The organism is Ensifer sp. M14, from assembly GCF_003355565.1.
Lineage (GTDB): Bacteria > Pseudomonadota > Alphaproteobacteria > Rhizobiales > Rhizobiaceae > Ensifer.
Genome location: NZ_QJNR01000004.1, coordinates 2701510 through 2711780, shown reverse-complemented (window position 1 = coordinate 2711780; position 10271 = coordinate 2701510). Strand labels below are relative to the sequence as shown.

Below are 10271 nucleotides of genomic sequence, written 5' to 3'. Positions count from 1 at the left end.
CCCGAGCCCGGATTAGCGCTGGGCGACCGGACGAACGAGCGGCGTCACGCGGCGAATGGTAACGCGGCGGTTCTGCTGCTCGGCAACCTCGGTGCGAACCTTGAGGAAGCGCTCGCCATAGCCCTGGGTCACCAGGTTTTCGGCAGGAATGCCGTAGACTTCGGTGAGCAACGAGGCAACCGATTCGGCGCGCTGGTCCGAAAGCACCAGGTTCGACCGGTCGGAGCCGACGGCATCCGTATGACCTTCGATGAAGAAGGTTTCGCCCGGATCCTTGGCCAGTACCTTTTCCATGGCAGCGGCAACGCCGCGCATGGTCTTTGCCTGCGACATCGAAACTTCGGCGCTGCCCGTCGGGAAGGTGATTGTGTCGAGGTCGATGCGGCGGACCTTGTCACGCAGACGCGCGGAGTGACGGACCTCGTCGATCGAATAGACGCGCTCTACGCGCTCCACCGGAGGCTCGGCCAGGAAGTCGTAGTAATCGCGGCCCGGATCGTCGGACACGTCGGCAATGTATTCGCGAACCGGGATGCGCAGGCGCATCGGCGGCAATTCGTAACCGACGTCGATGATCGCCGGACGCGGCCCCTCGTCACGCTCGGGCGCGTAGATCATCAGGTACTCGTTGCCGTCACGATCGACGCGCGAACGCTGCAGGATGTCGCCGTAGCGATTGTAGACCGTGACGATCCGGTAGCCACCGGGGCGAACGATGGTTTCGCGGGTGCGGCCACGCGGCAGTTGGTCGTAGAAGGTCTCTTCCGCATCGCGGCGAAGGCGCGGACGGTCATCGCCACGAACGAAGATCTGGTCGCCGACGCCAAGGATGATGCGGTTGTCGATCTCCTGCACCACTTCCACGTTGGTGATGTTGTTTGTGACGTTGTTGACCGTCGTGTTGTTATTGATCACCGTGTTGTTGATGATGGTGTTGTTGACGATGTTGGTCGTTTCGGGAACGGCAAACACCGGCACTTCCTCGACGCGCGTACCCTTCTCGGCCAGGTTCGCCTCGATCTTCTGCGGAAGATCGGCCTGGATTTCGGCCGGCATCTGCGCCTGGGAAGAGGCGTCGTCGGTCGGCGCCGGAGCGGCTTCCTCCTGCGCGCGCAGCTCTTCACGCTGCTTCTGGCGATCTTCGCGCGACTTGTTGCCGCCGGCATTGTCGGCGTCCTTGTCGCTGTCGAGAACGGCAGCACCGTTTTCAACCGGAAGGACGACGGTTTCGTCGCTTGCAGCCGGATCGTCGGCGATCTTCTGCTTTTCTTCCTCGGTCCGGGTCTCGACGATTTCCGGGACCGGCTGGACCTCAGGCTGCTGTTCAGCCGTGGCCGGCTGCTCGGTGCCTGGAACCGGCTGCCCCTCGCCCGTCTGCGGTTCGCCGGTCTGTGGTTCGACAGCGGGTGCCACGGCTTCGCCGGCATTCTGGCCGTCAACTGCCGGCGGCTGTTCGCCTGCCTTCTGTTCCTCGGTCACAGCAGGCTGTTCGCCCGCGTTCTGACCTTCGGTTGCCGGCTGCTGGCCGGTCGTTGCTTCGCCACCAGCCGGCGGGCAAGCGGTCGATGCGTCCTGGCCTTCCGGCACGACGCATTCGCCAGCCTGAGCCTTCTTGGCTTCCTCGGCCTGGCGTGCGGCCTCTGCTTCGGCAGCCTTCTGCTGTTCGGCTGCCTGGCGGGCGGCATCGTCTTCAGCAGCCTTCTGCTCTTCGGCGGCCTTCTGCTGGGCTTCACCCTCGGCGGCCTTCTGGGCTTCAGCAGCCTTCTCCTGTTCGGCGGCCTGGCGTGCGGCCTCGTCTTCAGCAGCCTTCTGCTGCTCGGCGGCCTGCTGTTCTGCAGCCTGGCGGGCGGCTTCTTCTTCGGCAGCCTTCTGGGCTTCTGCGGCCTTTTCCTGTTCAGCGGCCTGACGCGCAGCCTCTTCTTCAGCCGCCTTCTGCTGTTCTGCCGCCTGCTGTTCCTGCTGCTGGCGTGCGGCTTCCTCTTCCGCAGCCCGCTGGGCTTCTGCAGCCTTCTCCTGTTCGGCGGCCTGGCGCGCTGCCTCTTCCTCGGCAGCCCTTTGCTGTTCGGCCGCCTGCTGCTCCTGCTGCTGGCGCTGCGCTTCGGCTTCCGCCGCGCGCTGCTGCTCCTCTGCGGCACGCTGTTGTTCTTCGGCTGCGCGTTGCTGCTCTTCGGCCTGGCGTTGCTGCAGAAGCAGTTCTTCCTCGGACGGCTGCCCGCTCCCTTCCTGCGCCACCTCGAACGGCTTCATCAGGCTGTCGGCAAGGGCTGGTTGCACCGCAAGCGACACCGAGAGCACCGGCAGCGCCACGGTCGCGAATAGTCTGGATCGAATCGACATTGTCTTCCTTCCTCGTCCTGGGAGGTCCCTTACCCGCCCCTGTTACCCACCGGACAGCCGGTTCGGCAACAGAGACAGGCGTGAATTCTCAAGGGCTTTGTTCCAAGGTTCCGGCTTTTTTGTGTTGCCCACTTCACGAGCCGCCAACGCAACGCCCGAACCTGTGATCGGTTCCCGCAACAGGCCTAGCCAAAGCAAGATTAACCGCCGCTGAACGCGCCGTTCATGTTCATGGCGAGCATGACCGCTGCAATCTCCGGTCGAAATTCTTTTCCCGGTGAGCACCGTCGCTTTCCAGTTGATTTTTGCGGGAAAACAGTACGAATATCGCCCCAACCGGTGGCAAGCGCCCCGGTCAAGATAGGCATCCGTGAAGAACAAGAAACCGGATGTCGGCCAACAGAGAGGACTATCATGCGTATTTCCAGACGGCTGGCAGCCGCCGCATCGGCTGCCGTTTTCGTGCTCATGGCTGGCTCTGCCATGGCAGACGGCGAAAAGGTCGTTATCGGCACGGAAGGCGCCTACCCGCCCTTCAACAACCTTGCTGCCGACGGCACGCTGACCGGATTCGACGTCGACATTGCCAAAGCGCTTTGCGTCGAGATGAAGGTCGAGTGCACGTTCGTGACGCAGGACTGGGACGGCATCATTCCGGCACTGATCGCCAAGAAGTTCGACGCCATCATCGCCTCCATGTCGATCACCGCCGAGCGCAAGGAAAAGGTCGACTTCACCAACAAGTACTACAACACGCCGCCGGCGATCGTGGTGCCGAAGGATTCGCCGATCACCGAAGCAACCGAGGCAGCCCTTGCCGGAAAGACGCTGGGCGCCCAAGGCTCGACGACGCACTCCAATTATGCCGAAGCGCATATGAAGGAAGCGGAAGTCAAGCTGTATCCGACGGCTGAAGAGTACAAGCTCGACATCGTCAACGGCCGCGTCGACGCCGTGATCGACGACGTCGTCGTACTCTCCGAATGGCTGAAGTCGGAAGACGGCGCCTGCTGCAAACTGCTCGGCACGCTGCCGGTCGACCCGGTCATCAACGGCGATGGCGCCGGTATTGCCGTGCGCAAGGGCGACGACGCACTGCGCGAGAAGTTCAACAAGGCAATCGAAGCCATCCGTGCCAACGGCAAGTACAAGGAAATCAACGAAAAGTACTTCCCATTTGACGTTTATGGCAGCTGATCGGCGGCTTTCGGCCTGTTTCCCTAGTGAATCATGCCGGAAAAACGTTGGTTGATGAAAAAAATGCAACGGCGGACGGCTTGCCCTTCCGCCGTTTTTGTTTGACAAGAAACTAAAACATAAGCGCGATCCACATTCATAAGAACAGCGCAAAGGGGAATTCTCTGACATGAGCGGGTTATTTGCCGGCTTCTATTCGATCCTAGCCTGGATCGGCTCCATCGTAGATCCATTTTGCGGCCCGGTCGGCGTTTTTCGCTGGTTGGCATCGGGTACGCTTCTCGCCTGCGGCGACGCAGGCTGGGGCGACGAGATCGCCTATGGCTTCGTCGTCACCGCAAGCCTTGCCATAGCGACCTTGCCCGTCGGGCTTTTGATCGGCTTCTTCGTCGCGCTCGGCAAGCAGTCGGAAGAGCGCACCGTTCGTCTCGCATCGAACATCTACACCACCATATTCCGCGGCCTGCCCGAGCTCTTGACGCTGTTCATCGTCTATTACGGCCTGCAGATTCTGGTGCAGCAGCTCCTGGCATCGTTCGGTTATGATGGCCCCGTCGAGATCAATGCCTTTTTTGCCGGCATGATCGCGCTGGGCGTGGTCTTTTCCGCCTATTGCTCCGAGGTTCTGCTTTCGGCTTTCAAGGCAATCCCGCATGGTCAGTACGAGGCCGGTGCTGCACTCGGCCTCCATCGCGGCCGCACCATGCGGCTGATCATCCTGCCGCAACTCGTGCGCATCGCTTTGCCGGGCCTAGGCAATCTCTGGATGGCGCTGCTCAAGGATACGGCTCTGGTCTCGGTCGTCGGCCTGCCGGACATCCTTCGCCAGACCGGCATTGCCGCCCGCGTCACCAAGCAGGCCTTCGAGTTCTTCGGCATGGCCTGCATCCTCTTCCTTGTCTTGGCCATGGTCTCGTCGATCGTATTTTCGAACCTTGAACGCTGGACCAAGCGTGCGGAGATGGGCCGATGAGCTTCGTCGAGACGATGATCCCGCCGCAGGCACCGCCACCGGCGCCGCCCAAGCCCTACACCCTGGCGCGCTTTGTCGGCAGCGTCTCGCTCGGCATCTGGCTTGCGCTCGGCGTTGGCATATTCCTGACCGTCGTTAACGGCTGGGACCCGGCAAAGTTCGCCAAATACGGTCCGAGCTTCCTGTCGGGCCTCGGCGTCACCCTGATGCTGGTCGCCTGCTCGGTCGTGCTCGGCGCCATCCTTTCGCTGCCGATCGCACTCGGGCGCATGTCGAAGAACAAGATCTGGTCGTGGCTTGCCTATGCCTACGTCTACTTCTTCCGCGGCACACCGCTGATCGCCCAGCTGTTCCTGATCTATTACGGACTCGGCAGCTTCCGCCCGCAACTCGAATCGGTCGGCCTCTGGTGGTTCTTCCGCGAGGCGTGGAACTGCGCGCTTTTCACCTTCACGCTCAACACCGCGGCCTACCAGGCGGAAATTCTGCGCGGTGCAATCGAAAGCGTGCCGCGTGGGCAGCGCGAAGGGGCGGCCGCTCTCGGCCTGCCGGAGCGCATCGCCTTCTACAAGATCATTCTGCCGCAGGCGATGATCGTGGCGTTGCGCCCCTACGGCAACGAGATCATCCTGATGATCAAGGGCTCGGCCATTGTTGCGATCGTCACCGTGTTCGACCTGATGGGCGAAACCCGCCGCGCCTTCTCGCGCACCTTCGACTACCAGATGTATGTCTGGGCAGCGATCCTCTATCTCCTGATGGTGGAACTGCTGCGCAACATCTGGGCCTGGCTGGAAAACCGCCTCACCCGGCATCTGAAACGCTAGAATAGCGTTCCGACAAGACGAAGTTGAGACGAATGGCTTGGCAGCACTCTTCATCGAATGCTGCCAAGCCATTGTTATTACGCCGAAAGTTGCATGCCAAAGCCAATATTAGAACTTGATTAATAAATCAAGCGTTTCATCATAAGACCAACCTTTGCGAGAAGTGAGGTTCATATGACGAACGAAATGGAACTGCAGCTGAAGGGCTACGGCATGACCACAGCCCAGATCCTCTATCGAATGCCGGATCATCCGACATTCCTGCAGACCTTTATCTGGCAGCACTACGACATCGCTCCGGATTTCCCGGAGATGCGCGGCTTCCTGAAGTTCTGGCAGGAAAAGCTCGATGGCCCGCTGCATTCGGTCCGCTACGTGCATCGCAAGCTGATATCGGCGACCGAGTGGCGGGCGCTCAAGGGCGAGTTCATTCTCAACTGAGCCCGCCCCTGGCGCATCATGGCACGCCGTGCCGTAGAAAACGAAGCAATCAGTCCGAGCGGGGCATGCCGCCGTCGCTGCGGATGTCTAGGCCGAGCTCGCGATCGATCGCATAAGGCGCGATCAAGTCTGCCACCTCCTCCGGCGTACCGTGGCGCTTCGCCGGGATGCGATTGCGCCGCTCCTCCGTTTCGAGCCGCACTTGCCCGATGTCGGAACATGGGTTGGGGCTCGAAGCCGGTCAGACGTGGACTTCGCCATGGGCAAGCTCGCCTTCGCCCCGCTCCTTGTGCAGCGAACCGTAGAGCACCACGGCATAGAACAGCATCACCAACAGAATGACCGGCCATCCCGGCAGCGGGCCGAGCGCGGCATTCTGCGTCACATCGGCCCATGAGCGCACATGCCCGAAGGGCTCGCCGTTGCTTGACAGTTTCGGCGACGAAATTTTCAGCGCCCAGGCAAGCAACAGGATCAGATACATCCAGCAATAATTGCGCTGCAGCCGGCGACAGACCGCCTCGCGATAACTCATCAGGAACGCCGGCTTGCGCAGGCTCTTGGCGATCGACGCGGCCCAGTTGAGGTTCGGCGCGCCATCCGGCGCCAGGATCTGGGCGAAATAGCCGCGCTCCAGTTGGCGCACCCGGGCGCGGTAGACGTCGAAGAAGCGGTAGCGCCGCGCCTCAATCAGGAGAAGCAGCGTGATCAGCAGCATCGCAAACAAGAGCACGCCGTGATGTGAGGAAGGCGTCGACAACGATACCGAAAGCAGCGCCGCGACAACGGTGATCGCCCAGTTGGACGTACGGTCGATGCGATCGCGCCAACCGGCCATCCGCCCCATTTCGCCACGATAGTAGTGCACGACGGCGTTGATCTGCTCCTGCGAGGTCTGGGGTAGCGGCGGGCCTTTCGGCTCCTTGATTTCCGTGCCCACAAGCAGCGGACTGAGTTCGGCAGCCATCGGCATTTCCTCCGTCTTTTCTTGTTGTTGCGATCATGAACCCTTTCCGGGTCCGGATAAATCCCACGCTCGCCGCTTGGCGCTTTTTTTCGTTTTTCGTCGCTCTGACGACGCATTGATCTCGGTGGGCCGCAGCCGTGGCGCATTGCCAAAAGCAGCCTTCGGACGTAAGAAGCGCCCATGACCCAGAACACCACGAAAATCGACGAGGAAGCGCTGGCGGAAGCCTACAACCGCGCCCTCTCCCTGGAAAAATCCGGCAACTTCGATGCCGCAGCCGATGCCTATGCCGAAGTGCTGGCACTCGATCCCGAGGATCACGGCGGCGCATCGGTTCGCCTTGCATCGATGGGACGCGGCGAGACGCCGGTAAAGGCGCCGGACGCCTATGTCGCCACCCTCTTCGACCAGCATGCCGACGTCTTCGACAATGTGCTGGTCGAGCAACTCGGTTACTGCGTGCCGTTGCTGGTGCGCCAGCGCCTGCAGGCGCTCGAGCTCGGCCCGTTCAACCGCGTTCTCGACCTTGGCTGCGGCACGGGCCTGACCGGCGGCGCGCTGCGCGACATGGCTGAAGACATCACCGGCATCGACCTTTCGGAAAACATGGTCGAGATCGCCCATGAGAAGGATCTCTACGAGACCCTCTACGTGGCTGAGGCGGTGGACTTTCTCGACGACAATGACGACGAGCCCTTCGATCTGATCGTCGCGACCGACGTGCTGCCCTATATGGGCGCGCTCGAAGCGCTGTTCTTCGGCGCCGTCGACAATCTCCTGCCCGGCGGCCTGTTCGTCTTCTCGAGCGAAACGCTGTCGGCCGAAACCTTTGCCGGCCGCCCGTTCATGGTCGGCCCGCACCAGCGCTTTGCCCATGCGGAAACCTATCTGCGCGAACGGCTGACGGCGACCGGCTTCGAAGTGATCGAGGTCGGCGACATTACCGTACGCATGGAAGAAGGCGAGCCGATCGCCGGCCACCTCGTAATCGCGCGCTTCAAGCCGTAAGCAACACCACAAGATCCGCGACGGAACGGGAGCCACCCGCTCCGTCGCCCCTTTCCCGCACCGGCGCCATCGGCTACACCTCACCCAAAGCAATTGGGAGTGTTCTGGAAATGGCAAAGGTCGCATTCATCGGTCTCGGCGTCATGGGTTATCCCATGGCAGGCCACCTCAAGGTTCGTGGCGGACACGAGCTGACGGTCTATAACCGCACCTTCGCCAAGGCCGAAAAATGGGCTGCCGAGTTCGGTGGCCGTGCCGTCAGGACGCCGGCGGAAGCCGCCGATGGCGCCGACTTCGTCTTCGCCTGCGTCGGCAACGATGACGACCTGCGCTCGGTCACGACCGGCAAGGACGGCGCCTTCGAAACGCTGAAGGCCGACAGCATCTTCATCGACAATACCACCGCCTCGGCCGAGGTCGCCCGCGAACTTTACGAAGCAGCCAAGGCTCGCGGCGCCCATTTCGTCGATGCGCCCGTTTCCGGCGGCCAGGCCGGTGCCGAAAACGGTGTCTTGACGGTGATGTGTGGTGGCGATGAGCCCGCCTTCGAGCGCGCCAAGCCGGTGATTGAAGCCTTCGCCCGCATGGTCGGGCTGATGGGCCCGGCAGGCTCTGGCCAGATCACCAAGATGATCAATCAGATCTGCATTGCCGGCCTCGTCCAGGGCCTCGCCGAAGGCATTCATTTCGGCAAGAAGGCGGGTCTCGACGTCGAGAAGGTCGTCGACGTCATCTCCAAGGGGGCTGCCGGCTCCTGGCAGATGGAGAACCGCCACAAGACGATGAATGCGGGCAAGTACGATTTCGGCTTTGCCGTCGCCTGGATGCGCAAGGATCTCGACATCGTCTTGACGGAAGCCCGTCGCAACGGCGCCAAACTGCCGGTGACCGCCCTCGTCGATCAGTTCTATGGCGACGTCCAGGAAATGGGTGGAAACCGCTGGGATACGTCCTCCCTGCTCGCCCGACTGGAAAAATGAACCTCTCGCTGCCCTCAAGCGCCAGTGACATCATCGCTCACCTGCGCGCGCAGCGTTCGCCGGAAAACCTTGCCGGCATGGCGCGGTTCGGCATCGTCACCGAGACCGCGCTAGGGCTTTCGAATGTCGAACTCCACCGGATCGCACGGCTGGTGAAGGTCGATCATGCCCGCGCGCTCGAACTCTGGCAGTCCGGCATTCGCGAGGCGCGCATCCTCGCCGCCTTTACCGCCGACCCGAAGGCCTTGACGCTCGGTGAGGCAAGGCGCTGGGCGGAGGACTGCAATTCCTGGGAGGTCGTCGACACTGTCGCCGATCTCTTCGTGAGCGCGCGGTTCGAACAGGTGCTGATCCCGGAGTTTGCAGCCGACGACCGTGAATTCGTTCGGCGTATCGCCTTTGCGATGATCGCCACTGCCGCCGTGCATCTGAAGAAGGAACCGGACGAAAACCTTCTCGCCTGGCTGCCACTGATCGAGCGCCATGCGGGGGATGAGCGCAACTTCGTCAAGAAGGCGGTCAACTGGGCGCTGCGCCAGATCGGCAAGCGCAGTGCCGCGTGCCACGGCTGCCAAAACCGGCGAGTCCTACACATCGGCTCTAAGGCATATTCGACACACGACCCCTGACGATCCCGCGGCCAAATCCCTACGGTTGGCCGTCGCGCAAACGTCGCTTTTCAATGATCCACGCGATATTTCCGGGCTTCACGCCAGCGGAACGGAAATGCGCCGCTTGATGCATGAGGCCCACGGCGCCGGCGCCCGGCTTGTCCATTTCCCGGAGGGAGCAACGTGTTCACCGAACAAGCGCATCATGTCTGCAACCGGCCCCCGGGACATCGGGCTTTCCGATTGGACCCGGTTCGAATGGACGGTTCTGAGCGAAGAACTGGAAGCAATCAGCCGGCTTGCGCGAGAACTCAAGCTGTGGACGGTGTTCGGCTCGGTCCATCAACTGAGCGCGCCGCATCGCCCGCACAATTGCCTCTATGTCGTCTCCGATCGCGGGGAACTGGTGACGCGCTACGATGAGCGCATGCTGTCAAACACGAAAATCTCCTTCATGTACGCGCCGGGCAAGACCCCGGTGACATTTGAGGTTTGCGGCATCCGCTTCGGCTGCGCGCTCGGCATGGAAACGCACTATCCCGAAATATTCACCGAGTACGAAGCCCTGGATGTCGATTGCGTTCTGTTCTCGACAACCGGCGAGACACCCTCTGCCGCGCCCGCTTTCGCGGCCGAGGCCCTGGGACATGCCGCAAGCAACAAATACTGGGTCAGTTACTCCTCCCACGCGCCGCAAAGCGTCGTCATTCCCTCGGGAATAGCAGCGCCCGACGGTCACTGGGTGGCGCAATGCCGCTCTGACGGTATTGCCGCTATCGCTGTCGCCGACATCGAGATCAATCCGAAGCCTGCGGCGCGACAGTGGAGGCGAACAGCGCGCGCTGATCTTTACGCACCGCACCAGGTGCAAAACGACCCAAGAAGCGACGATCGCAATACATTCTGAGAAGGACCCGTACGGCAGGTGAA

At 61.8% G+C, this 10271-nt stretch carries 11 protein-coding genes and 1 pseudogene; 8 read left to right on the top strand and 4 right to left on the bottom strand.

The genetic code is table 11. From position 1 onward, the window contains the following. Window positions 1–12: 12 nt before the first annotated feature. Together BLJAPNOD_RS13095 and BLJAPNOD_RS35385 are read right to left on the bottom strand one after the other, a co-directional pair. Window positions 13–2337 (bottom strand): OmpA family protein, encoded by a 2325-nt coding sequence (locus tag BLJAPNOD_RS13095; RefSeq protein ID WP_115420124.1) that lies wholly within the window; start codon window positions 2335–2337, stop codon window positions 13–15. A gap of 200 nt (window positions 2338–2537) precedes the next feature. Beyond that, window positions 2538–2696: a hypothetical protein gene (locus BLJAPNOD_RS35385; RefSeq protein WP_158556123.1), complete on the bottom strand. Its 159-nt coding sequence runs from the start codon at window positions 2694–2696 to the stop codon at window positions 2538–2540. 55 nt (window positions 2697–2751) lie between these two features. Here BLJAPNOD_RS35385 and BLJAPNOD_RS13090 point away from each other — a divergent pair, with 55 nt between their 5' ends. From BLJAPNOD_RS13090 to BLJAPNOD_RS13075, 4 genes are all read left to right on the top strand, one after another. Further along, window positions 2752–3534: an ABC transporter substrate-binding protein gene (locus tag BLJAPNOD_RS13090; protein WP_115420123.1), complete on the top strand. Its 783-nt coding sequence runs from the start codon at window positions 2752–2754 to the stop codon at window positions 3532–3534. A gap of 169 nt (window positions 3535–3703) precedes the next feature. Further along, window positions 3704–4507, top strand: coding sequence for an ABC transporter permease (locus BLJAPNOD_RS13085; protein ID WP_115420122.1), 804 nt, complete (start codon window positions 3704–3706; stop codon window positions 4505–4507). Further along, window positions 4504–5334, top strand: coding sequence for an ABC transporter permease (locus BLJAPNOD_RS13080; RefSeq protein WP_077503718.1), 831 nt, complete (start codon window positions 4504–4506; stop codon window positions 5332–5334). The genes BLJAPNOD_RS13085 and BLJAPNOD_RS13080 overlap by 4 nt, the downstream gene beginning before the upstream one ends. A gap of 174 nt (window positions 5335–5508) precedes the next feature. Further along, window positions 5509–5775, top strand: coding sequence for an usg protein (locus BLJAPNOD_RS13075; RefSeq protein WP_077503719.1), 267 nt, complete (start codon window positions 5509–5511; stop codon window positions 5773–5775). 49 nt (window positions 5776–5824) lie between these two features. On the opposite strand, the gene BLJAPNOD_RS35380 is transcribed toward BLJAPNOD_RS13075, so the two are convergent. Both BLJAPNOD_RS35380 and BLJAPNOD_RS13070 read right to left on the bottom strand, forming a co-directional pair. Next, window positions 5825–5977, bottom strand: coding sequence for a hypothetical protein (locus BLJAPNOD_RS35380; protein ID WP_158556122.1), 153 nt, complete (start codon window positions 5975–5977; stop codon window positions 5825–5827). A gap of 39 nt (window positions 5978–6016) precedes the next feature. After that, window positions 6017–6742 (bottom strand): DUF2270 domain-containing protein, encoded by a 726-nt coding sequence (locus tag BLJAPNOD_RS13070; protein ID WP_077503720.1) that lies wholly within the window; start codon window positions 6740–6742, stop codon window positions 6017–6019. 180 nt (window positions 6743–6922) lie between these two features. On the opposite strand from BLJAPNOD_RS13070, the gene BLJAPNOD_RS13065 reads away from it, so the two are divergent. The 4 genes and pseudogenes from BLJAPNOD_RS13065 to BLJAPNOD_RS13050 all read left to right on the top strand — a co-directional run bounded on the left by BLJAPNOD_RS13065 (window position 6923) and on the right by BLJAPNOD_RS13050 (window position 10248). Further along, window positions 6923–7750: a class I SAM-dependent methyltransferase gene (locus BLJAPNOD_RS13065; protein ID WP_115420121.1), complete on the top strand. Its 828-nt coding sequence runs from the start codon at window positions 6923–6925 to the stop codon at window positions 7748–7750. A 110-nt stretch (window positions 7751–7860) separates the two neighbouring features. Beyond that, on the top strand, window positions 7861–8730 hold the full coding sequence (locus tag BLJAPNOD_RS13060; RefSeq protein ID WP_115420120.1) for an NAD(P)-dependent oxidoreductase: 870 nt from the start codon (window positions 7861–7863) through the stop codon (window positions 8728–8730). Next, window positions 8727–9299, top strand: a pseudogene (locus BLJAPNOD_RS13055) (DNA alkylation repair protein); the annotation flags it as partial. The gene BLJAPNOD_RS13060 and the pseudogene BLJAPNOD_RS13055, both read left to right, overlap by 4 nt. After that, window positions 9223–10248, top strand: a complete 1026-nt coding sequence (locus tag BLJAPNOD_RS13050; protein WP_343215802.1) for a carbon-nitrogen hydrolase family protein — start codon at window positions 9223–9225, stop codon at window positions 10246–10248. The pseudogene BLJAPNOD_RS13055 and the gene BLJAPNOD_RS13050, both read left to right, overlap by 77 nt. Window positions 10249–10271 lie beyond the last annotated feature (23 nt).

What these genes read in the sequence shown, in the direction of transcription:
- BLJAPNOD_RS13050 (WP_343215802.1), top strand. Translation starts at nt 9,223, where the DNA reads ATGAGCGCAACTTCGTCAAGAAGGCGGTCAACTGGGCGCTGCGCCAGA.
- BLJAPNOD_RS13065 (WP_115420121.1), top strand. Translation starts at nt 6,923, where the DNA reads ATGACCCAGAACACCACGAAAATCGACGAGGAAGCGCTGGCGGAAGCC.
- BLJAPNOD_RS13070 (WP_077503720.1), bottom strand. Translation starts at nt 6,742, where the DNA reads ATGGCTGCCGAACTCAGTCCGCTGCTTGTGGGCACGGAAATCAAGGAG.
- BLJAPNOD_RS13060 (WP_115420120.1), top strand. Translation starts at nt 7,861, where the DNA reads ATGGCAAAGGTCGCATTCATCGGTCTCGGCGTCATGGGTTATCCCATG.
- BLJAPNOD_RS13095 (WP_115420124.1), bottom strand. Translation starts at nt 2,337, where the DNA reads ATGTCGATTCGATCCAGACTATTCGCGACCGTGGCGCTGCCGGTGCTC.
- BLJAPNOD_RS13085 (WP_115420122.1), top strand. Translation starts at nt 3,704, where the DNA reads ATGAGCGGGTTATTTGCCGGCTTCTATTCGATCCTAGCCTGGATCGGC.
- BLJAPNOD_RS13075 (WP_077503719.1), top strand. Translation starts at nt 5,509, where the DNA reads ATGACGAACGAAATGGAACTGCAGCTGAAGGGCTACGGCATGACCACA.
- BLJAPNOD_RS13080 (WP_077503718.1), top strand. Translation starts at nt 4,504, where the DNA reads ATGAGCTTCGTCGAGACGATGATCCCGCCGCAGGCACCGCCACCGGCG.
- BLJAPNOD_RS13090 (WP_115420123.1), top strand. Translation starts at nt 2,752, where the DNA reads ATGCGTATTTCCAGACGGCTGGCAGCCGCCGCATCGGCTGCCGTTTTC.